This window comes from Vibrio paracholerae (assembly GCF_037672085.1).
GTDB lineage: Bacteria > Pseudomonadota > Gammaproteobacteria > Enterobacterales > Vibrionaceae > Vibrio > Vibrio cholerae.
Genome location: NZ_JBBHLM010000002.1, coordinates 1197291 through 1220403, shown reverse-complemented (window position 1 = coordinate 1220403; position 23113 = coordinate 1197291). Strand labels below are relative to the sequence as shown.

Below are 23113 nucleotides of genomic sequence, written 5' to 3'. Positions count from 1 at the left end.
GGGGAGCAGTCAGTGTACCGATCCAACCAATGGTTTAAAGCCTCTCTTTTGAGACAAATCACGCTCTCTAAATAAATCATCCGCTTATTGATTAGACAAAATACGCATAACGAAAGCTAAACCATCAATAAGCAGAATAAGTAGCAGATTCATTCAGTTAACACCGAACGTATAACGATAAAAATTCAATTTAAAATCAATACATTAGTGTAAGGTTTTGATTTCTAATTGAGCACACTATTCGGCAAATGCATCTCTTTGACCCGCTCAACCGCACTGTAACCAACAAACATAGAACGTCCAGTGAGATAGCGCAGTAACATGTCCGCAGCTAATGTCGCGATCCACTCTTTTTGCTCTGGTGCGCTAAAACGACGCACAAATTTAACCGTTTGCCCCCATTCTCCATTTGGGGTTGAGAGCGCAACCGAAACTTGATCCTCTTTCAAAGCCCCAGTAACCAGCGCCATTTGAGTACCACATTTGTCTTTTGTCGCTCCTGCAAGGGCAAACGCTGCTGCCAATGGGTCTTGGTGAGCAAGTTCAGACGATACACGATGGCTTAAAATCCAAGAATGTCCTGCTAGTGCTTCAAGGTTGGGATCACTCAGCAACCAACTCGACAACCAACCTTGGGTTGCTTGCTCTGCCAAAGCCAAAGAGAGCCCTTTTTCTGCCATCACATGGCCTAAATAAGTCAACATCGGCTCATCAATGCTTACCACATACTGCTCTAAATGCGCATGAATGATTTTCAGTAAGCTGAGGCGACGTTCTTGATCGTGGCTGGGGCCAAACAATTTAACTTCAATAAACGGCAGATAAGAGCGATAACCTAAGCTGTAGCCTTCCGGCAAATGCATTTTATCTAGCTTATCGGAGATGGAGGATTCCGAAGTGCCAAAGGTATATAGGCGGCTACATTGTTGCCCTAACACGGAAGGAAATTGCCGCTGCAGATCAGGCAAGATCTGTTCACTGACCATTTGGTAAAACTCTTTAGGAACCCCAGGGGTAAAGTAGAACCTGCAATCGTTGATCTGCATTTTGAACCCACAAGCGGTGCCAATCGGATTATCAATCACCTCAGCATTGGCTGGCAGCATAGCCTGTTTGCGATTACTCTCTGGCATCACTCGACCGCGTCCAGAAAAAAAGGCTTCCAGTTGAGTCAACCAATCTGCGTTCAAAACCAGCGGTTGTTCTGCTGCCTGAGCCGCAGCTTGGGCAGTGATATCATCGCTGGTCGGGCCTAAACCACCATTGACGATTACCACATCCGAGTTAAAGCTCAGCATCATTAATTCTTCCACCAGAGCAGGCAAGCTGTCACCAACCGTGGCGCGTTTAGCCAATGAAAAGCCATGCTGATAAAATTCACGCGCTAGCCAAGCGGCGTTAGAATCGACGATATCACCGTGCAAAACTTCTTCGCCGGTACTGAGCATTGCTATTTTCAACATATTTGCCATCCTGATGTAAATGCTGTTTCCATATCAGCCTACAATAAGCCAATAGAAAAGAATGTTTTATCGACTAAGCTATTTCAAACAAGCACGAATTATCAGTTCCTTGTTTGTGAGTTTTATGGATAATTGTGACCCCGATCGATATATCACCTAACTGGAGACATCTGTGCTCAAGAAAAACATCACCTCAATGATGTTGTTGACATTTTCCGCCTGCGCAAACGCACAGCAACAAGATGTGAACTTCAAATCTGATTTTACCTATCCATTGAGCTGTGAGCAGAACAACTGCTATTCAAGCAATTATTATACCGACTCTGTTGGTAACCCTTTTTCTTTGAGTCTCAATGATGCTTCTTCACTCAAACTCGATGAACCTCTTCCTAAATATTTAATGGTGCAAGACACCCGAGACTGGGATTATCTGAAAGGTCAAACCTATACTATTCTCGGCCTGAGTGTTGTAACCGCAGGATTGATGACGTTACTCCCTGAGTCCATCACAAAGTGGGATTCAGAAGATCGCAAACTAAGCGGCCTTGGCAAAAAGTGGAAAGATAACGTTACCTCAGGTCCAACTTGGGATCGTGACGAACATGTTCTGAACTACATTATGCACCCATACTTCGGTGGGGTTTATTACACGGCGGCCCGTCATGCAGGGTTTAATGAATTTGAATCCTTCCTCTACTCTGCCACCATGTCAACGTTCTTCTGGGAATACGGGGTTGAGTCTTTCGCGGAAGTCCCTTCATGGCAAGATATTTTCATCACCCCGTTTTTTGGTGCTGTGGTCGGTGAACTGATGTTTGAAGCCGAACAAAATATTGTGGCTAATGGGGGTGAAGTCATGGGCTCCGATACTGTAGGTGGTGTAACTCTTTTCTTCCTGAACCCAATCGGTCATATTCATGGCTGGGTGAGCAGTGCTTGGGGAGGCTCTGCGGATGTCTCGTTCCAAAGCAGCCCTTGGTCAAACAACCCAGATGCAGCCAAATATGCGCTGGATGCCGGTGCTCCATACGATTCACAGTACTACGGCGTCAATTTTAAAATCACCTTCTAACTCTGTGCGGCAGGCTATACCTAGGCATAGCCTGTGCTCGTTTTTGCCCATCACATCCCCTTTTATTGATTAGCCTTCTAGTGAGGTGGCCAAACAACCTAAAGTTGAAAGCCAGAAGGGGATAAATCTGTGGCGCAAGTAGAATTATTGTCCTTCTGTTGAGACTCCCTGTCCGAAAATTGATTTTTGTCAATTCCGACCTCAGTTAACCTCCTACACTCAAAGAGCAAGCAACAAGAATTCTTTGTCAGGAGGCCAACATGAACAGCACATTTATTGTGAATTTTGTCGGAAAAGCAACACCAGCCACCATTAAGCAACTGGCAGCCGTCACTCACGAAAATGGGGGTAAGTGGCTCATCAGTAAAGTGAACTTTATTGAAGACAGCGTTGCTGCTGTCATCAAAATTGAATTACCTGCAGACAATGCCAGCACAGTAAAGCACGCCTTCAAATCTTATCCCGGCCTTTTGGTCGAAATTACCGATGCCGATCCGCATGTCCATAAGAGCGATACTGTCTATCAAGTTAGGCTAGATGCCAATGATCGCGCAGGGATCGTTAATGAAATTACCCATCTGCTCGATGGACAAGGTATTAGCATCTTAGATATGGACTGCCAACGTGTGTTTATCGCCGGTGGTGGCGGTATCAGCTCTAGCCTCTTTACGGCTAATGTCGCTATGCATCTACCTGTGAATATTGAAATCGATGACGTCATCAAAGAGCTCGAAGCCCTAAGCGAAGATACTCGCGTGACACTCGAAGCTTAACTCTTTTCATCCCATCCTAACGAGGGAGGCTTAGCCTCCCTGCTTGCGTTTGAGTTATTGCACTAACTATCATCAAATAGTTGAGCTGGTTAACAAAATGAAATGAGGCCAGTGGCAAATCGGCCGTTGTGAACCATCCTTTTATTAGTCCTTATCGGCCTATCCAGTCAAACAATAACCTAGCCGAATAAGACCATAAAACATTACAGCGCTCAGTTAGGTGGTACGTCATGTTGAAGCTAGAGAATATCAAGGTCAGTTATAAACTGGCCGCTATTGTCATCGTTGGTATTGTTGGTTTTTTGAGTCTGCTCTTTATCTCTGCCAATGCCCTAAAAGAAAATTTGGTTGCTGAGCGTGAAGCACGTTTGAAAGCAGTGATTCAGAGCACCCTTTCTCAGGTGGCTTATCTCAATCAAGCCCTACCCAAAGAACAGGCTCAAGAGCAAGCCAAAGCCCTGATCAACGCGCTGCGATTTGATGGCAACAACTATATGTTCGTGATTGATGAATCACGCTACACGGTTGTACACCCGATCCGTCAGGATTTGGTCGGCCAACAGATGGGGAATCCGGGTAAAGATACGGAAGGTAAATTCTGGTTCACCATGATCGACTTGGCGCGCAATGGCCAGCAAGGCTCTCTGATTTATCCTTGGAAAAACCAACAAGGTGACCCAGCCGATAAACTCTCGTTCGTTAATGGCTTTGCACCTTGGGGATGGATTTTAGGCTCAGGCATGCTTTTAGATGATATTGAGCACGCGGTTTACCAACAATTCCTCAAAATGGGTTTCGCCACCCTCATAGTGACACTCGTTATGATAGGTCTTGGTGTTGTGATCAGCCGCGCGGTGATTCAACCACTTGATACCATCAAAGATGTGATGAAAAAAGTTGCCCAAGGCGATCTCACCGCTCAGATTCCTGTAATGGGGAAAGATGAGCTTGGCATTGTTGCCCAGCGCATCAATAACAGTATTGCCTCCGTACATGATGCCTTGGTTGAATCCGTACAGTCCGCCTCTTCGGTCGCGGAAGCGGCAATCCGCATTGCCTCCTCTGCCGAAGAAACTAGCCAAGCCGTGGTTTCACAACGTGACCAATTAAGCCAGCTTGCTACTGCGATGAACCAGATGACCGCGACCGTGGCCGATGTGGCAGGCCATGCAGAAGACACCGCGCGCGATACCCTCGATGCCAGCAAAGAAGCGAACCTAGGAGATAAGGACGTCCATTCGAGCGTAGACAGCATTCGCGCCTTATCGGTTGAACTGGGCGTTGCGACTGACCAAGTGAATAAGCTCAAAGAAGGGGTGATGCAAATTAGCGAAGTCACCTCGGTCATCAGTGGCATTTCCGAACAAACAAACCTTCTTGCTTTAAATGCGGCGATTGAAGCGGCGCGAGCGGGCGATCAAGGTCGCGGCTTTGCTGTGGTCGCCGATGAGGTACGGAATTTAGCCAGCCGAACTCATCATTCCACCGATGAAATCCAAACCATGATTAACCGTCTGCAACAACTGGCGGTAAGCACAGCCAGTGCGATGCAAAAAAGCCAAGAATTGGCGGCTAACAGCGTGGCAACCGCAGAGAATGCGGGCAGCGACTTATCTCTGATTGTGAGTCACATTCAGCACGTCAGCGACAAAGCCACTCAGATTGCCACCGCAGCGGAAGAACAAAGTGCCGTTGCCGAAGAGATGAACCGCAACGTAAGTGGCATTAATGATGCGGCGCTGGAAATGTCGCAAGCGGCCACTTATTTAGCAGAAGAGAGTGAAAAACTGGCTGATTTGTCACGGCAACTCGACCAAAAACTGACGGCCTTTAAACTGTGATCTCACTCTTTTTATGAGCAGACAGAGATCGGCATGGGCATTCTTCGATGAAAGTGCTACCCTTACGGCATTATCTACTGCGAGAGAATAAAATGAGCAAATTAACGGCAGATATCGAAGCGAATCTAGCGCTGTTTATTCAAGAAACCCAAGAAAGCCAACTTGTTTGGGGTTTACGCAACGAAGAAGGTTGGCTCTCTTGTGAGTCGACTGAATTTGAAGAAAGTGAAGTAATGCCTTTCTGGTCATCCAAAGAAGATGCACAAATTCATAATGTTGAAGAGTGGGCTGACTTTGAGGTGGTAGAAATCCCGCTGGATGTTTTTGTAGAAGATTGGTTAATCACTCTTGATGAAGATGGTGTTCTGGTCGGAACGAACTGGAATGCCAACCTCGAAGGTAAAGAATTAGAGCCATCACAACTGGCCAAACTCTACCTATAACCTATTCCCTATGTAGGTTAATCGGTATTTCGGTTCTCCCTACCGATAAGGCGCATAATTGCGCCTTTTGTTTTTGCTCGCTTTGTTATTCAATCCTGTGATTCGTGTGCTGACGTAGCCCCGCTGCACAAGCTTTGTTACACTTGCCCTCCTGTTAAACCCCATTCGGAACGCAAGCATGCAATTAACTAAGCTGACGCAAGAGATCTTCGACCACTTATACCGTGATATCAGTGAATTCCGCCAAACCTTTGATCTGCCTGTCGCCGCACCACAGACCTTAAATTCCCAGGCTGACACCTTACACACTTCTTTGGCGATTGAAGAGCTGACTGAGCTTGCCCAAGCCGATAATAAAACCGAACAAGCGGATGCGATTGTGGATACCGTCTATGTGTTGATGGGAAGATTGGTGCATTTAGGCCACGCTAAGGTAGAAGACAATCTAGCGATCAGCTATTTGATTGACCTGCTTTTGCATGTCGCGACCAACTTAAATATCGACTTTCTTCCATGCTGGGATGAAGTACACAGCTCCAATATGAGTAAAGTGTGCCGCACTGAACAAGAGTATTTAGATACTGAGAAATTCTATGCTGAACAAGGTGTCAAGCTGATGGCGGTTCATCAAGGTGAGTACATTATTGCCAAATGTGCAGAAGATTTTATCTCTGAGTCTAAAACCGTGCGTCAGGGCAAAGTGCTGAAGTCGGTTTATTACCGCCCAGCGGATCTCGCAGCACTCACTCAGTAATCAGCCTCTGCATTAAGTTGGCAAGGTATCGAGTATCCAGATAAAAAAAGGCCACCTTAGTCACTAAGGTGGCATACTGCGTCTGATTGGGGCCAATCAGTTCAGCACAAACTCAATACTCTTATACCAAGGCACCATTCAGGAGAGAGTGCCAAGGGATCTGCCGAAGAGTGATGAGCCTAACAAGAACGAGAATGTATCAAATCTAGTATTGCGAATTGTGTGCCAATATTTTTTCCTTACGATAAAAAACACAACCCATTGATAAATAAAAAAATACTAAAAAACCTTCTCGCCTATTCTTCCAGCAACATGCGCTAAAACAGTGCTCAATGCGCCATGATTGGTCAACTCAGCACCCGATAAGATGCTGGCGTCTTAGACTCAATCGAACAGCAAGTGAGGATGCCCTTCCAGCTCCACTCGGCGAATTGACGTGCCAAACACGGATTGCAGCACTTCTTGAGTCAGTACCTCTTTCGCACTTCCAGCACGGTATAGGACACCACGACTGAGCAGTAACACTTGATCGGCATGACGCAAAGTACGGTTAAGGTCATGATTGGCCATGATCACCGTTAATCCCTGCCCTGCCATGCGCTCAATCAGACGATACAACAGGCTTTCTTGCGCAATATCCAACGGTGCCGCTGGCTCATCCCAAATCAGTAAACGTGCAGAAGGATTCAAAACCGGTGAGACCTGTAGACAACTTCCAGCTAGACGCACACGCTGCCACTCACCACCAGAAAGCTGGTGGATCGAACGGTGTAGTTTGTCATCAATATTGAGTAAACGGCTGATCTGATCGATTTCGCTAGCCACTTCCGAGCGTTCTAGGGCTACGTTCGTAGGAACCGACAGCGCCAAATATTGGAAAACGTGCAGTTGAAAGCTGGGTTTATCATTTTGCGCCAAATAAGCGCGATGTCGGGCGAGCTCAGATAAGCTTGCTTGACTCACGTCTAAGCCACCAATCTGCACAGAACCAGAGAAAGGGATCATCCCCGCTAAAGCGGCAAGCAAGGTGCTTTTACCACAGCCGTTGGGGCCAATCACATGCCAAACTTCGCCAGCGTTAGCCTGTAATGACAGCGGCAGCAGACGAGAATCCACCTGTAAGCTGTTAACACGAATCATGGTTTCTCACCAACATCCAAATAAAAATGGGTGCGCCCAGAGTGGTGGTAACTACCCCCAATGGTAATTCACCGCTGCCCAGCGCCAAACGCGCAATCAGATCCGCACTCACCAGTAATAAAGCGCCGCACAAAGCAGAAAGTGGCAGCAATAGACGATTTTCCGAGCCTAGCGTTAAACGCAGCAAATGAGGAACCACTAACCCAACAAAACCGATCACTCCCCCTAGTGCGACGGAAGCCCCGACCAGTAATGCGATAGCGAGAATGAGCCGCCAGCGAACACGATGAATATCGACCCCTAACTGTTTGGCATGCCCTTCACCAAGCATCAGCTTATCCAGAATACCACCTTGCAAGACAAGCCAAATCACCACAGGCACCGCCACCAAAGAGAGGAGATGTTGATACCAACTGACGCCTGCGACACTGCCCATTAACCAGTACATCAGTTGACGCAAACCAAGGTCATCACTGAAATAGAAAGCCCAAGTGACTACCGCGCCAGACAAAATCCCCAATGCTACCCCGACCAGTAATAGCCTTGCGGTGGTCAAGCGTAACTTACGAGCCATCACCACCAAGAGCAACGTAAACAGCAACGCGCCCAATACCGCGGCCGCCATAAAAGCCACTGGGGAATTTAAACTCGGGAAAAACAGCAGCAGAATCACCATCGCCACGCTTGCACCACCCGATACCCCCACGACACCCGGCTCAGCAAGCACATTGCCTAGCAACACTTGTAAGGTGGCTCCCGCCACGGCCAGAGAAGCCCCAATCACCGCCGCAGCCAGTAATCTTGGCAAACGCAGTTCCCAGACCAACTGCTGTTCGAGAGAAGACCAAGCGGAAAAAGGAGATAGCCACAGCTCTCCCACCAACAAATAAAGGACACACACACTCAAAAACAGCCCGATCAGCAGATAACTGCTGCGCTGCCAGCGTTGCTGTTTATGTTGAAGCAGTCGATGAAAATCCATCTTGTCGTTCATAGAAAAAAGAATGGCCTAACCTTACCGTTAAGCCATTCAAATAGAAAGGAGATCATGCCCAAGCAAGATCAGTCGTACACCAATTGGTCATCTTCATAGCGCGTGTTCACCTTACACACCATCAAGGCAGCACGCTGGCCAATGGCCACTTTGCGGTTCGGGAAAACAATCGCTTCCCCTTCATTTTTCGCCATTAAAGGCTTATCGCCATCGTGACCAAACACTTCCCCATGCATAAAGGCGGTGAAGTTTTCCACGTCGTCACTGAAGCGAAAATCAAAATCATCGTGCAGACGCACTATGGTACGACTGACTCGGTACATCACCGTTTTTCTCGGTAAGTGCTCGGGTTTATGGCGAGAGATGAGATCTCGCATCGCCAGATCAAAGGCCAACAGACGGTCTAATAGATTTTCACCTAAGCGTGCCACTTGACCAAGCTCTAAGGTTAAGGCCTGCGCAGCATAATGCTCTGCCGAATACCAACTAAACGTACTGGATGGCGCATTCGATAGCATCACGGCTTCAATATGGGCTTGCTCGATAAATTGCATCAGGCTACGGCTGCGCACCGGATGACGCGCTTTCGGGCTTACTGCAAACGAATAGTGTTTCGAGCCACGAATCGCACAGTGCAAATCTAGGTGCCAACGCGAGTGCTCGTCCGTGTTGGCAAAAAACTGTTTAAGCAGCACTTTTAAGTTATCGGCAATCGCCAGCTCAGTGCTCGGAGTGTGGGGCTTATCATCAAATAAGCGGTTGAGATTCTGCTCAATAAAACGGACATGGCACACCGTGGCTTGCGGGTGCGCCAGAATAAATAAGCAGCGCTCAGCAACGGGTTGAAATCCGCTGACGATATCGTCAATCCATTTATCCAGCAGTTCCATAGGTGCGGTTTCATCACCATGTACCCCACAGGAGATCACCATATTTTTTGTCGCCGCGTCCGTTTGAGCTGGGATCACTTCCAACACGCCACGTTGATGCAGCTTTAAGGTCACACCCTGCTCTGTACGTACGGTTTGCGCGACCATGGGATGGTCAAGATCTAAGCTGTCGAAAAGAAAAGATTGGCGGAAGAGAGACTTCGTCATGCGCTACTCCTTTATTGCACAGCGGTATGTTAAGAAATTGTACGAACAATTTATGCCAAGATGATCGCACTTATCATCACCCATTCAATATCCGTGGTCGTTAACGGCACTCTACCCAAACGACTTGGAGTTGCAGGTGGAGAGTGATCCCTCATCATAGAAATACTCAGTGATTGGGGTGAGCGAATATAGCCAACACCGCTGCAGCTTCAAGTAGCAAGGAATAGATCTTTTTATTCCCAGCCAGACGACGATATAGGCGCGGATTCTACCACTAATTCAATGAGATGCTCCATATTCAATTCGCTTTATGAGCTAACGGAAAAGCGCATTTCCGATGCTGGTCACGCTCACTATCGGTGGCTCACCGGGATAAAGGACAAGCTCAGTCACCGATTGATGAGGAATGGTTAACCGAGTATGCCAGTGTGGGTTGCGCCAATCGACACCCAATACGTGTGCCAAAATCAAACGTATGGTTCCTGCATGGCAGATGATAAGCGTATCGCTCTCAAGCTTAGGTAGCCATTGTTGCCAAGCTTGACTCACTCTTTGATAGGCCATAGCGAGAGGTTCAGCTTGTGGCAGTGTGTTCTTTGCGGGGTCTTGCCAAAAGGCATCCAATATTGGCCATTGAGTCTCCAAGTCGGCAAAACTTTGTCCATCCAACTCACCAAAGTTAAGCTCTTGGAGCTGCGGGTCGAAATCGAGCATAACATGTGGACGAGCCGATTGGAGCAATCGAGCCAGATCGGCGCAGCGACGTAAGGGGGAGCTTATCACACGAGTAAACGGCAAAGTGCTCAATTGGCTGGCTATCGCTTGTTGCACGCTCGGCTCCACCGCGACATCCGTTATACCATTCAGGGCTGCAGGGCCTTGTGTTTTGCCGTGACGCAGTAACCAAATTCGGATCATGCCTTGCTACTCGCCTTTTAAACGCTGTGGCAATCCCGCCACGACAAACGTCACCGAATCGGCTAATGCCGCGATTTTCTGGTTCATCCATCCCGCGTGGTCAACAAACATGCGAGTCAATTCGCCCATAGGTACAACTCCCATACCCACTTCATTGCTGACCAAAATAATGTGAGCTTGGGTTTGAGCCAATGCCGCCAACAGCGAATCGACATGCTGCTCAATCCGCGCTGCGCAGAGCGCGGCTTCGTGTTCAAAAAGCAGATTATTGAGCCATAACGTCAGGCAATCGACTAACACTACATCTTGGCGTTGAAAACGAGTTAACGCCTCAGCCAAAGCCAGCGGCACTTCATGTTCATTCCACTCTGCGGTTCGTCGGGCTTGATGATGAGCAATACGCTCGCGCATCTCATCATCTAAGGCAGTGGCGGTCGCCACATAATGCAAGGTGGCCCCCGAAGCTTGTGCGGTTTGTTTGGCGAGTAACTCTGCGTAACTCGATTTACCACTACGGGCACCGCCTAAAACCAAATGAACCGTCACTTTGCCCCCTAAATCATCACTTCATGCTGCAAAAAGGAGAGCAGGATCAGATAAATCAGAATCTCCATCAACTGCTGCGCGGCGCCAAGGCAATCGCCGGTAAAGCCCCCCAAACGTCTGATTAACCATAGGCGGAAAACCTGTCTAAAAATCAAACAGACCGAAATCATTACCGCAATAAACTGCCCTGAGAAATAGAGCAGTGTTGCCAAGGCAGTAAGCGCCAAAATCACCAAATCTGTGCCCGACTGCTGCTGCGCCAGCGGCTTACTTTTACTGCTGTCGGTATCGGAGACATAAGGCGTATTACGAATCAAAGACGCCGCCACCGCGCGGCTTAGGGTATAAGCCAGTAACCAAACAGGAACCAGTGAAGTAAGATCGGCCAATTCGGTGAGTAGCAAATATTTACCCAGCAAAACCATAATCAAAGCGCTAGAGCCATAAGTGCCAATGCGGCTGTCTTTCATGATCTCTAGACGGCGCTCAGCCGTCATACCACCGCCCACACCGTCAGCCATATCCGCTAAGCCGTCTTCATGAAAGGCACCGGTCAATAACAAGCTCAACACCATGGTCAAAAACACGCTGATGTTAGTAGAAAAAAGCTGCGTCGCGAGCGAGTAAACCAAAGCGCAAATCGCCCCGAGCAGGAGTCCAACCAGAGCAAAATAGCGCCCAGCTTGATTCATTCGCTCACTGCTATAAGGCAAACTCACCGGCACAGGAATGCGTGAGAAGAAGCTCACGGCCAGCAAAAACAGCTCCAGTTGATAACGTAAAATAGCCGCCATTACACTGTGACTCCTGCATCAGCAAAACTGGCCATGTGGTTGTAAAACTCCACTGCAGCACGAACAAGACCCAGCGCCAACACAGCTCCGGTACCTTCACCTAAACGTAAACCTAAATCCAACAGTGGCTCTGCGGCCAGCATTTCTAATACTGCGCGGTGCCCCGTTTCTTGTGAGCAGTGGGCAAACAGCAAAAAGTCTCGTACATTGGGCTCAATTAAGGTCGCAACATAAGCGGCAACCGTCACAATAAAACCGTCCACCAGCACTGGGGTTTGCTTTTCGTATGCCCCCATAAATGCCCCGACCATTTGGACAATTTCAAACCCGCCAACTTGCTGCAAGACATCTTGCGGCGCGGCGCCTAAACAGCGCTCAACACCTTGGGTGACTAACTCTCGTTTACGTTGGTACTGCTCATCCGTAATGCCGGTGCCACGTCCAACACACACTTCAATCGGCAACCCGGAGAGTGCCGCCAAGATTGCAGCTGCACTGCTGGTATTGCCGATGCCCATCTCACCAAACATCAATAGATTACAGCCCGACTCAACTTCACGATGGATCAACGCCTTGCCAAGTGCGATTCCTTGTTGCACCTGCTCTGAAGACATGGCGGCTTGCTCGGCCAAATTATGCGTACCCGCACCGAGACGTTGCTCAATCAAATCCGCGTGAGCGGGCTGAGCTTGCAAAATACCGCAGTCAATCACCCGCATGGCGGCGTGTTCAGTACGACAAAAACAGTTGATGGCCGCGCCGCCCGCGAGAAAATTTTGCACCATTTGTTCAGTGACTGCGCTTGGCGCAATACTGACACCTTGCGCAGCAATGCCGTGATCGGCGGCAAAAACCAAAACGGTCGGCTGATGAATCGCCAGTTGAGTTACCGCTTGAGCTTGGTTTTGGCTTTGGATAAGTGCTAAATGATGCGCAACGCGCTCAAGCTGCCCTAGCGCCCCGATTGGCTTGGTTTTTTGATCGATTCGTTGTTGGATTTCGGCGCTGAATGAGCGATCTAACATGCGTGTTTCCTTACTTCTTTTTTTAGGCATGAGAGAGAATCGGCACAGTCTACTCGCTCTGAACAACAAAGCAAAAGCCTTCACTTATTTTGCCTACTACACCACACTCTCAGCGCAAACGACTTGCCGCCGCGGCTGACGTTGGCCACGGCATCAAATGTACCCACACTACTTGGAGTTGCTGATTCAAGATAAGACGGGTACAAGCATTTGAACCAGTCTGTCCTATACTTTGGTACAAATAATGCTTCATCTTTTAATGCTTCAGTTTGGTTATCCTGTTTTAACGTTGTCTCTTGCTTGAGACACCACAAGGAGCTGTACCATGATTGCTAACCAAAGATCACCGAAACCAAAGCCGAATAAACCTGCCAATAAAAAAGGCAAGCGCGTACCGTTTGCACTAACCTAATTCCATTGAAAAAAATGCCCATCAGGAAACACATGCCCTAGGTGCGACTCGCAAGTGTTACAACGCACTTCCACTTGAGCACGCACTAAGCGGTGACCCATATGATCGGAAATGGCATTGAAATTGACCACAAATCAGCCAACTCTCTGTTTTTGATAACCATTGGTTATAAAACATGATTTATTCACAGTTTATTTTCGTGATGGCGGTCGCTATATTTGCGCAAAATCATTCTCATTTCGCAGATATCTCTATTTTGTCGAGTACTACGGTTGAGTTCCTTCATCTCTTTTAAGGATTTGTCTATGTCAGTGGTTACCATCGCAGCACTGGTGATTTTCGCCGGTTTATTGCTTTACCTCTTTGGGCTACAGAAAAAAGCCGCCACCCTTTCTCGTCAAGTACTGTTTGGCCTAGTTCTAGGTAGTCTGTTTGGATTTGCTCTGCAAGTTGTACTCGGCGAAGGTCATCCAGCTATTGAAGAGACTCTCGCTTGGGTTGGCATTGTGGGCAATGGCTACGTGGGTCTGCTGAAAATGGTCATCATGCCACTGGTGCTGGTATCGATGATCTCTGCCGTGGTGCGCCTCGATAAAAACGGTTCACTGGGCAAAATCTCCAGTCTGACTATCGGTATTTTGCTGGTGACTACTGCGATTTCTGCGCTGATCGGTATTCTCATCACTCAAGCATTTGGCCTGACGGCTGAAGGTTTGGTTGAAGGCGCACGCGAAACCGCACGTATTGCAGCACTTGAAAGCCGCGCATCAACGGTTGCCGACCTAACGATTCCACAAATTCTGTTGAGCTTTATCCCAACCAACCCCTTTGCCGATTTAACCGGCGCACGTTCAACCTCCATCATCGCGGTGGTGATTTTCGGCGTGCTCACTGGTATTGCCGCACGCAAAGTGATTGCCGATAAACAAGAGTTAGAAACGCCAATTCGTACTTTTGTTGAAGCGGCACAAGCGATTGTGATGCGTTTAGTGAAAATGATCATGGCGCTGACACCTTACGGTATCGCCGCGCTGATGGCGAAAGTCGTCGCGACATCCAGTGCTACCGACATTCTGAACTTGCTCGGTTTCATTGTGGCTTCTTATGTGGCGATAGCCCTGATGTTTGTGGTGCACGGATTACTGGTTGCTATGGTGGGCGTTAACCCAACCCGTTACTTTAAAAATATCTGGCCTGTACTGACTTTTGCCTTCACATCGCGCAGCTCTGCGGCCACGATTCCTCTCAATGTGGAAGCGCAAATCACCAAACTGAATGTGCCACCTGCAATTGCTAACCTGTCAGCTTCATTCGGTGCCACGATTGGGCAAAACGGCTGTGCGGGCATTTACCCTGCGATGTTGGCGGTAATGGTTGCTCCAACCGTAGGGATTAACCCACTGGATATTCACTTTATCGTGTCGTTGATTGCGATGATCACCATCAGCTCCTTTGGTATTGCAGGTGTGGGTGGCGGTGCGACCTTCGCAGCCCTGATTGTGCTGCCAGCCATGGGCTTACCCGTCACGATTGCGGCGCTTTTGATTTCTATCGAGCCACTGATTGATATGGCGCGTACGGCGCTTAACGTGTCAGGTTCGATGACGGCAGGCACTGTCACAAGCCGTTTGCTTAAAGAGACAAACGAAGAGCCTGAGCTGCAAACTCAGCAAGCCTAATCTTACCTTGCCAAAGCCGATGCACAGCATCGGCTTTTTTGTTGAAAGGCTGAACAAATAATGGGATAGCACAAGGGCAGCAATTGCTATGTCAGGGTCAGGATGGTCTAATAACGGCAATTTTTAGCGATTTGGTAAGCCACATGCAGCAAGAACACCAGCCCACATTCTTCTTCTTTGACTACGAGACTTGGGGAGTCAATCCCGCCAAAGATCGTCCTAGTCAGTTTGCGGGTGTGCGTACCGATATGGACTTCAACATCATCGGTGAGCCTTTGGTAATTTACTGTCAGCTGCCCAACGACTATTTACCTGCTCCTGAAGCCGCATTGATCACAGGGATCACTCCTCAAAAAGCCAATAGCCAAGGTCTGGCGGAGCCCGAATTTATCGCGCGTATTCATGCTGAGCTCTCCACACCCAATACCACCAGCCTAGGTTATAACAGCATACGTTTTGATGATGAAGTGACGCGCTACACCTGCTATCGCAACTTTATCGACCCCTATGCTTGGAGCTGGCAACACGGCAATTCCCGTTGGGATCTGCTGGATGTGCTTCGCGCGTGTCATGCTTTGCGTCCTGAAGGTATCGAGTGGCCGGAAAATGATGACGGCTTCACCAGCTTTAAACTGGAATATCTTTCTGTTGCCAACGGCATTGAGCACAGCAACGCGCACGATGCGATGGCCGATGTGATTGCCACCATTGAACTGGCGAAAAAAGTCAAAGCCGCGCAGCCGAAATTGTTCGACTACTTCTTCACTATGCGCCACAAACGCAAACTGACAGAACTGATTGATATTGTGAACCAAACTCCGCTGATGCATGTTTCTGGCATGCTTGGGCGTGAGCGTCACTACACTAGCTGGATTGTGCCGATTGCTTGGCATCCGACCAATCAAAATGCGGTGATTGTGGTGGATTTGGGTAAAGACCCTAAGCCGCTAATGGATCTCGATGCCGAAACGCTGCAAGCGCGTCTCTATACGCGGTATGAAGACCTAGCACCGGATGAGCTACCAGTACCCGTGAAATTGGTGCATCTCAATAAATGCCCTATTCTGGCTCCGGCCAAAACCTTGACCGCAGAAAATGCACAAAAGATTGGTATTGACCGCGAACAGTGTCTCGCGCACTTGAATGTGATTCGTCAACATCCCGAGATTCGTGAAAAGCTGGTGACGGTATTTAGCCAAGAGCGCGAGTTTAACCAAGAGAGTGATGTGGATAGCCAACTCTATGCCGGCTTTTTCTCCCCAGCCGATCGCGCGGCGATGGAGATCATCCGCACCACTGCACCGGAGAATCTGGGCAGCTTAGCGATACAGGTGGCAGATAAGCGCATTGAACCACTGCTGTTTCGTTATCGTGCGCGCCATTATCCCCATACCTTAACCGATGCCGAGCAACGCCGCTGGGCAGCGCATTGCCGTGACTATTTCGAGCGCAATCTAGAAGGTTATATGTTGAATTTGGAAAATCTGGTGCATGAACATCAAGCTGATCCAAAGAAAATGGCGATTTTAAAATCCGTTTACCATTACGTTGAAAAACTCGCTCACTAACGTTTATTTTTACTTGCTGACTTCATTAATGATCAAAAAAATAGCTCAATACTGCGTCTCGATGGGACTGATTTTTCTCTGTCTTTTGGCTGGCATCAATTTACAAACTTGGCTAGGCATTGCCATTCCCGGCAGCATCATAGGGTTACTGATCCTATTTGGCTTGATGGCCAGCGGTTTAGTGCCTGTCGAATGGGTCAAGCCCAGTGCCACCCTGTTTATTCGTTACATGATTTTACTGTTCGTCCCGATCAGTGTCGGCTTGATGGTGCACTTCGATACGCTACTGGCAAACCTCGCCCCGATCCTCGCTAGCGCTATCGGCGGTACCTTAATTGTCATGGTGACACTGGGACTGATACTGGATCGAATGCTCAAGAAGGGGAAAAAGTCATGTGGCTGATCATCACACTTGGGGTATTTTTCGTCGCCCGTTGGGTGGCTCAAAAATGCAATACCCCACTGGCCAATCCGCTTCTGATCAGTATCGGTATACTTATTCCACTGCTGACTTACCTCAAAGTACCTTTTGAGACTTACTACGCTGATAATCAGTGGTTGAGTTATCTACTCCAGCCAGCGGTTGTTGCTTTGGCTTATCCACTTTATGAGCAGTTGCCACAAATTCGTGCCAACTGGCGAATTATCGCTTTGGCTTGTGGCGTGGGCAGTGTGATGTCGATGATCACCGCCAGTTTGATAGCCGTAAGCATGGGGGCAGATATAGAACTGATTGCCGCCTTGATGGGAAAATCAGTGACAACGCCGATCGCGATGGAAGTGGCACGCCAGTTGGGCGGCGAGCCCGCGATTGCTGCGATTTTGGTGCTACTCGTCGGGCTATTTGGTGCCATTCTTGCCTACCCGATTTACAAACTGCTCAATATTACTCATCCCATCGCCAAAGGGCTGACCATGGGTACGGTATCCCATGCCCTCGGCACAGCCACGTGCGCTGAGAAAGATCCTCGCGACGCCGCGTTCAGCTCACTAGCCCTTGTCGTGTGTGGTATTATCACATCTGTCTTAGCACCAAGTCTGTTTGCTTTCGCACTTTGGCTTCAATAATTTCATTTCGAGTGGCGTCACATCTCATACGCTTGCAATCGTTATCATGTGTGACGTCACTCTAATAATGAAACATAAAAATAAATTACATAACTTAACGTGACGCTGATCACCTTATAAAATCTCGCATTACCTAAAATAGGATTCCATGCAATGAAAAGGAATCACTATGAGAAACCGTATTGAACAAGCATTACAACAAATGCCTGCTTCTTTTGCCCCATATTTACGTGAATTGGTGTTGGCCAAGGATTTCGATGCCACTTTCTCTGCCGAGCAGTATCAGCAGCTTTTGACCCTTTCAGGTCTGGAAGATGCCGATTTGCGCGTCGCGCTGTTACCTATCGCTGCCGCTTACTCGTATGCCCCCATCTCTGAATTTTATGTTGGTGCGATTGTACGTGGCATCTCCGGCCGTCTCTATCTTGGTGCCAATATGGAATTTACTGGTGCGCAGCTTGGGCAAACCGTACATGCTGAGCAGTGCGCCATTAGCCATGCGTGGATGAAAGGGGAAAAAGGGGTGGCAGACATCACCATCAACTTTAGCCCTTGCGGCCATTGCCGCCAGTTTATGAATGAGCTGACCACCGCGTCTTCGCTGAAAATTCAACTGCCCAAGCGTGCTGCCAAAACTTTGCAAGAGTACCTACCTGAGTCGTTTGGCCCTGCCGATCTCGGCATTGATTCTGGCCTGATGAGCCCAGTCAATCATGGTAAAACCAGTGACGATGATGAAGAGCTGATCCAGCAAGCCCTGCGCGCGATGAACATCAGCCACTCGCCTTATACCCAAAACTTCAGTGGTGTGGCACTGAAAATGCGCAGTGGCGCGATTTACCTTGGCGCGTATGCCGAAAATGCTGCGTTTAACCCAAGTTTGCCACCGCTACAAGTTGCCTTAGCACAAGCGATGATGATGGGTGAATCATTCGAGGATATTGAAGCCGCCGCGCTGGTAGAGAGTGCAACCGGCAAAATCAGCCATCTTGCCGATACTCAAGCAACGCTGGAAGTGATCAATCCCGATATTCCACTTTCTTATCTCTCACTGTAAACCGAATGAAGAGGCCATTGGCCTCTTCACTTTTTGCTACTAGCTCTCTTAGTCCACATCTTGCTAAAGATGTCGCGCGCACACTTTTCCATCACCTACCATGACGTTCTGAATAAAGCCTGATAACTTGCGCTTTTTACACGCATCTCTCGCAAGCTATGTTTGAACAAATCATTGCCATTCTCTTTCCTGTGATGAGCTTAGTCTTGATTGGCTATTTGATTGGTTTCTGGCTCAAACCCGATTTTCGCCCGATCAATCGCATCAATATGGAGGCCTTTGTGCCTGCGTTGGTGTTTTCTTCACTGGTCAACATGCCACTGGATACGCAGCAAACACCTCTGTTGCTTGCCGCTCTTGTCGCGGTATTGCTGCCCGGTATTTTAATGCTCCTGATATGTCGTTTGGGTCGTTGGTCATTTAAAACATGGGCTCCACTGCACATGTTTCGCAACAGCGGTAATTTAGCGATCCCCCTGTTTACTTATGCGTTTGGCGAAACCGCGCTCCCCTCTGCCGTGTTGCTGTTTGTGGTTTCTATGTGTCTGCACATTAGCTTAGGGGTGGCCATGCTGAGCAAAGGTAGCGTATTGAAAACCGTGCTCAGCGCTCCGGTCTTTTTAGCATCCTCACTGGCTTTACTGCTCAATCTAAGCGGAGTCTCTATCTGGTCCCCCTTGTACAACGCCACCGCTTTACTTGGGCAAGCTGCCGTTCCTGTGATGCTGCTTTCCCTCGGCTCACAAATGATCAACCTGCGCTTAGCCGGGCTCAAAGTTGGCCTTGTTTCAACGGCACAATCTCTGCTCACCGGAGCCTGCGCGTTTGCGCTGATTTACTTTTTCATTCCACTGCCTCCCTTACAACTGCAAATGATGGTGCTGTTTACCATGTTGCCCCCCGCAGTGATGAATTATCTGTTCGCCGAGCGTTATCACATCGAGCCTACTCAGGTTGCGGCTATGGTGTTGTTTGGTAATTTCTTCAGCTTATTAAGCCTGCCCATATTGCTGTTTATCGCTCTTTCACTCTGATCCTGTTCGCCATAAAACTGTCATAAACTTGACCCGAATACGGGGTAATTTGACTGGCTACAGCGGGAAGCAAACGTTTTCTTTTGTGCTTTGTTCCAGTATCATGGCCGCTGTTTTTTGCTAATGTTGACTGAATGACTATAAGGATTGTCTATGTTTGGGACCGCGACTCGGGATAACGCAACGCGAGTACTTTTGCTTGGCTCTGGTGAACTTGGTAAGGAAGTCGCGATTGAGTGTCAGCGCCTTGGCCTCGAAGTCATCGCCTGTGATCGTTACGCCGATGCGCCTGCCATGCAGGTCGCCCATCGCAGCCACGTGTTTGATATGCTCGATGCCGATGCACTACAACAAGTGATTGATTTAGAAAAGCCACATTTCGTGGTTCCAGAAATTGAAGCGATTGCCACCAGCAAGTTAGTGGAGTTAGAAGCGCAAGGCTTAAACGTTGTGCCTACCGCCAATGCAACTCGCCTAACCATGAACCGTGAAGGCATTCGCCGTTTAGCCGCTGAAGAGTTAGGGTTGCCCACTTCCGCGTATCAATTCGCAGACAGCTATGAGAGCTTTGCCGCGGCAGTAGAAACCATTGGTTTACCTTGTGTCTGTAAGCCTGTCATGAGTTCATCGGGCAAAGGCCAAAGTGTTATTCGCACACCAGAGCAGATCGAAGCGGCTTGGCAATACGCACAACAAGGTGGACGCAGTGGCGCTGGCCGAGTGATTGTGGAAGGCTTCGTGGATTTTGATTACGAAATCACACTGCTGACCGTACGCGCTGTGGATGGCGTCCATTTCTGCGCTCCAATTGGCCATCGCCAAGAAGATGGCGATTACCGCGAGTCATGGCAACCACAACTGATGTCAGAAAATGCCATCAAAGCGGCTGAATATGTGGCAGAACAGGTGGTTAACGCGCTTGGTGGTTATGGCTTGTTTGGGGTTGAACTGTTTGTGAAAGGTGACAAGGTCATCTTCAATGAAGTTTCCCCTCGCCCACACGATACCGGAATGGTGACGCTGATTTCTCAAGAGCTCTCTGAATTCGCTTTGCATGTGCGCGCGTTTACCGGTTTACCGATTGGTCAAATCGTGCAATATGGCCCATCAGCTTCTGCGGCGATCCTCGGCCAAGGTCAATCACAGAATATCCAGTTTAGTGGACTTGATGACGCCTTAAGCATTCCTCACACCCAAGTACGCTTATTTGGCAAGCCAGATATTGCGGGTCGTCGTCGCTTAGGTGTTGCCCTGAGCCGAGGAAAAACGACGCAAGAAGCCACTGATCGCGCGATTGAGTGTGCGAAAGCTGTGAAGATTCATTACTAATTCAGCTTTTTATCTTTATCAGCACTATCAGAAAGCGCGCTCATTCAGCGCGCTTTTTTCATTTCTACTTAGTGGCATTCAAAGAGTTAAAGAGTCAAAGTCACTCGGCTTTTTCAATCACCCAAACTTCTTCGGCAAAGCGGCTTAAGCCCGCTTGTGTGCGCTTATTCAGATGCGGATCTATGCTCGTATCTTGGTAAACTCTGCGCACCTCACACCCCATAAACAAGGTTCGAATTTCCGCTTCAGGAACCGAAAATGGCGGCCCTGACAACTCAGTTTGCACATAATCCATACTGACCAGCAAAATGCGCCCACCCGGTTTAAGCAGTTGCAACACGCGCTGCGCGTACTCTGCGCGCATCTCTTCCGGCAATGCCACTAGCGCTGCACGATCATAAACTAAGTCCACCGATTCAACAGGAGCTGTGAAGAAATCTCCGGTAAAAAGCGTAAGCTCATCAAACTGATACAGCTCATGTTGCGCATTGAGTCGGGTCACTGTCGGGGTATAGAAATGCTCGGCAAAGAAAGAACGTACCGCGATTTGACTCAGTTCAACCCCTTGAACACTGTCATGCTGATTCGCCAGCCAAATCAGATCTTCACTCTTACCACACAAAGGGACGAGCACTTTTTCACTGCGTTTAGGGGCAAGATCAGACCAAAAGCGGATCAATAGCGGGTTCACGTCTTCAAGGTGAAAACCAATCTGGTTCGCTGCCCATTTGTTATGCCAGAACTCAGGATCTCGCATCTTCTACTCCTTTTCATTTGCTACCGCCAAGAGTAGCGGATCTTCTGCTCCCACGGTAGCACGAATTTGTCCCTCCCCATCTGTTCGACAGTTACATTTCTTTATCTAAGGCTTTGGAACTCCATCGAAAACTCGAAGTCTGAATGGATGCCTATGTTCTTTCCAAACGATTTGAAGTTGCAGAACCTGAAATGGCAGATAGGCGGCAGATGAGTGAATTCCAATAAACATCGACAGACTATGTGATTGGCGTGCGCGAACATCGCCCTTGCAGCTTCAAATAGGAAGAAGATATGTGATGGATAACAAATTCTTACAACTGAAAATCCAGATTGAATTGGAAAAGGAACAACAAGGCCCAATTGATCATAGTGAGCAGAAAGGAACACTAAACCCACTTTGATTGCACTGTCAGAAAACGCCTTCTAGGTCTACTTTTTGACTGAACAGCGCAAGCTAAGGAGAGTGAATGAGTCTATTGCTACGTACCACAGCCTTAATGTTATTGCTGCTGAGCCGTGCTCCTGCCATGGCGGCTGTGCCATTAACCACCAATTCAACGGAAGATAACCGCGAAGAGTCACAACAAAACGAAGTCAGCTCTAAGCTGTTTCGTCATAGCTTAAGTGGTTTGTACGGTATCGCTAACCAAAATTACCCTATTGTCCAGCCTTATCAAGATTTTGATGTGCTGTACAGCAAAGCACATCAAGCGCAAATCGAGCTAGAAACTTTGTGCAAAAGCACCGCACTCTTGACCCATACTCAAGCCTACTTTGCTGGCACAAAATCTCGTCAGCGTGCTTTAGAAAAGGTTGAGTTAGAGTTAGATGGTCAGGCTGAACGTATTACCGATTTAGCCCGAGCCACCATAGTGGCGAATGATGTGGCGAGTCTCGTCACCGCTTATGAGACATTAAGTCGCGAAGCGACTGTGGTAAAAGTGAAAAACCGCTTCAAGAATCCGGCAGAATCTGGTTATCGCGATCTTAACGTTTTAGTTCAGTTACCTAAAACAGGGATTATTGCTGAGGTTCAGTTGCATTTAGCGGCGATTGCGCAAGTAAAAAGTGGTGCAGAGCATGAGCTGTATGAGCAAATCCAAACCATTGAGCGCACCGCGCGCCAAGAGCAACGTGAGTTAACCGAATGGGAAAATGCGCAAATTGCCAAGATGCGCTCAGCCTCACGCGATCTCTATCAACAAGCGTGGCAGCCTTACATCACAACACACATTCAAGCGGCATAAATACCCGACGCTTCGGACAGCACAAACAAAACACGCAGCCTAGGCATCTCGGTTGCGTTTTTTATTGAAATGGGGATAAAGCAAAAAGACCACGCTTTCG

Annotated in this window: 22 protein-coding genes and 1 pseudogene; 13 read left to right on the top strand and 10 right to left on the bottom strand. The window is 48.4% G+C overall.

The window, feature by feature from the left end:
• Positions 1–224 precede the first annotated feature (224 nt).
• Positions 225–1463 (bottom strand): CinA family nicotinamide mononucleotide deamidase-related protein, encoded by a 1239-nt coding sequence (locus R4537_RS10955; RefSeq protein WP_071179494.1) that lies wholly within the window; start codon positions 1461–1463, stop codon positions 225–227.
• A gap of 172 nt (positions 1464–1635) precedes the next feature.
• On the opposite strand from R4537_RS10955, the gene R4537_RS10950 reads away from it, so the two are divergent.
• From R4537_RS10950 to R4537_RS10930, 5 genes are all read left to right on the top strand, one after another.
• A complete protein-coding gene (locus R4537_RS10950) occupies positions 1636–2535 on the top strand; it encodes a DUF3943 domain-containing protein (RefSeq protein WP_071179493.1) in 900 nt (299 codons plus the stop codon).
• 260 nt (positions 2536–2795) lie between these two features.
• Entirely contained in the window at positions 2796–3308 is a 513-nt protein-coding gene (locus R4537_RS10945) for a glycine cleavage system transcriptional repressor (RefSeq protein WP_002031924.1), read from the top strand.
• 230 nt (positions 3309–3538) lie between these two features.
• The gene (locus tag R4537_RS10940; RefSeq protein WP_071179492.1) at positions 3539–5149 is read left to right on the top strand and encodes a methyl-accepting chemotaxis protein; all 1611 of its coding nucleotides are present in this window, start codon (positions 3539–3541) and stop codon (positions 5147–5149) included.
• Positions 5150–5241: 92 nt separating this feature from the next.
• Entirely contained in the window at positions 5242–5592 is a 351-nt protein-coding gene (locus tag R4537_RS10935; protein WP_000041073.1) for a DUF2750 domain-containing protein, read from the top strand.
• A gap of 178 nt (positions 5593–5770) precedes the next feature.
• The gene (locus tag R4537_RS10930; RefSeq protein ID WP_071179491.1) at positions 5771–6346 is read left to right on the top strand and encodes a nucleoside triphosphate pyrophosphohydrolase family protein; all 576 of its coding nucleotides are present in this window, start codon (positions 5771–5773) and stop codon (positions 6344–6346) included.
• Between the two features lie 384 nt (positions 6347–6730).
• Here R4537_RS10930 and btuD read toward each other — a convergent pair whose 3' ends face one another.
• From btuD to R4537_RS10890, 8 genes and pseudogenes are all read right to left on the bottom strand, one after another.
• Positions 6731–7486 carry a vitamin B12 ABC transporter ATP-binding protein BtuD gene (gene btuD, locus R4537_RS10925; RefSeq protein WP_071179490.1) on the bottom strand — a complete coding sequence of 252 codons (756 nt, stop codon included), beginning with the start codon at positions 7484–7486 and terminating at the stop codon, positions 6731–6733.
• Positions 7473–8468: a vitamin B12 ABC transporter permease BtuC gene (btuC, locus tag R4537_RS10920; protein ID WP_071179489.1), complete on the bottom strand. Its 996-nt coding sequence runs from the start codon at positions 8466–8468 to the stop codon at positions 7473–7475. The genes btuD and btuC overlap by 14 nt, the downstream gene beginning before the upstream one ends.
• Positions 8469–8548: 80 nt before the next feature.
• A complete protein-coding gene (locus tag R4537_RS10915) occupies positions 8549–9577 on the bottom strand; it encodes a succinylglutamate desuccinylase (protein ID WP_071179488.1) in 1029 nt (342 codons plus the stop codon).
• A gap of 315 nt (positions 9578–9892) precedes the next feature.
• Complete coding sequence (locus tag R4537_RS10910) at positions 9893–10495, bottom strand: histidine phosphatase family protein (protein ID WP_071179487.1); 603 nt, start codon at positions 10493–10495, stop codon at positions 9893–9895.
• Between the two features lie 6 nt (positions 10496–10501).
• Positions 10502–11041, bottom strand: a complete 540-nt coding sequence (gene cobU, locus R4537_RS10905) for a bifunctional adenosylcobinamide kinase/adenosylcobinamide-phosphate guanylyltransferase (RefSeq protein WP_071179486.1) — start codon at positions 11039–11041, stop codon at positions 10502–10504.
• Between the two features lie 8 nt (positions 11042–11049).
• Positions 11050–11835, bottom strand: coding sequence for an adenosylcobinamide-GDP ribazoletransferase (locus tag R4537_RS10900; protein WP_000718971.1), 786 nt, complete (start codon positions 11833–11835; stop codon positions 11050–11052).
• Complete coding sequence (gene cobT, locus R4537_RS10895) at positions 11835–12860, bottom strand: nicotinate-nucleotide--dimethylbenzimidazole phosphoribosyltransferase (protein ID WP_071179485.1); 1026 nt, start codon at positions 12858–12860, stop codon at positions 11835–11837. The genes R4537_RS10900 and cobT overlap by 1 nt, the downstream gene beginning before the upstream one ends.
• Positions 12861–13268: 408 nt before the next feature.
• Positions 13269–13400: pseudogene (locus R4537_RS10890) on the bottom strand (peptide-methionine (R)-S-oxide reductase); the annotation flags it as partial.
• A gap of 177 nt (positions 13401–13577) precedes the next feature.
• Between R4537_RS10890 and R4537_RS10885 the strand changes: the two are divergent.
• The 7 genes from R4537_RS10885 to purT all read left to right on the top strand — a co-directional run bounded on the left by R4537_RS10885 (position 13578) and on the right by purT (position 21007).
• The gene (locus tag R4537_RS10885; RefSeq protein WP_071179484.1) at positions 13578–14951 is read left to right on the top strand and encodes an L-cystine transporter; all 1374 of its coding nucleotides are present in this window, start codon (positions 13578–13580) and stop codon (positions 14949–14951) included.
• A gap of 143 nt (positions 14952–15094) precedes the next feature.
• The gene (gene sbcB, locus R4537_RS10880; RefSeq protein WP_071179483.1) at positions 15095–16519 is read left to right on the top strand and encodes an exodeoxyribonuclease I; all 1425 of its coding nucleotides are present in this window, start codon (positions 15095–15097) and stop codon (positions 16517–16519) included.
• Between the two features lie 28 nt (positions 16520–16547).
• Positions 16548–16922 carry a CidA/LrgA family protein gene (locus R4537_RS10875; protein WP_001881007.1) on the top strand — a complete coding sequence of 125 codons (375 nt, stop codon included), beginning with the start codon at positions 16548–16550 and terminating at the stop codon, positions 16920–16922.
• Positions 16913–17587 (top strand): LrgB family protein, encoded by a 675-nt coding sequence (locus R4537_RS10870; RefSeq protein ID WP_071179482.1) that lies wholly within the window; start codon positions 16913–16915, stop codon positions 17585–17587. Before R4537_RS10875 ends, R4537_RS10870 begins: the two co-directional genes overlap by 10 nt.
• A gap of 169 nt (positions 17588–17756) precedes the next feature.
• A complete protein-coding gene (cdd, locus tag R4537_RS10865; RefSeq protein WP_001245905.1) occupies positions 17757–18644 on the top strand; it encodes a cytidine deaminase in 888 nt (295 codons plus the stop codon).
• A 158-nt stretch (positions 18645–18802) separates the two neighbouring features.
• Complete coding sequence (locus R4537_RS10860) at positions 18803–19678, top strand: AEC family transporter (RefSeq protein ID WP_000462867.1); 876 nt, start codon at positions 18803–18805, stop codon at positions 19676–19678.
• Between the two features lie 153 nt (positions 19679–19831).
• On the top strand, positions 19832–21007 hold the full coding sequence (gene purT, locus R4537_RS10855) for a phosphoribosylglycinamide formyltransferase 2 (protein WP_001959616.1): 1176 nt from the start codon (positions 19832–19834) through the stop codon (positions 21005–21007).
• A gap of 100 nt (positions 21008–21107) precedes the next feature.
• Here the strand turns inward: purT and R4537_RS10850 are convergent, their stop codons facing one another.
• A complete protein-coding gene (locus R4537_RS10850) occupies positions 21108–21764 on the bottom strand; it encodes a thiopurine S-methyltransferase (RefSeq protein ID WP_071179481.1) in 657 nt (218 codons plus the stop codon).
• Between the two features lie 469 nt (positions 21765–22233).
• On the opposite strand from R4537_RS10850, the gene relV reads away from it, so the two are divergent.
• A complete protein-coding gene (relV, locus tag R4537_RS10845; RefSeq protein ID WP_000054943.1) occupies positions 22234–23013 on the top strand; it encodes a (p)ppGpp synthetase RelV in 780 nt (259 codons plus the stop codon).
• Positions 23014–23113 lie beyond the last annotated feature (100 nt).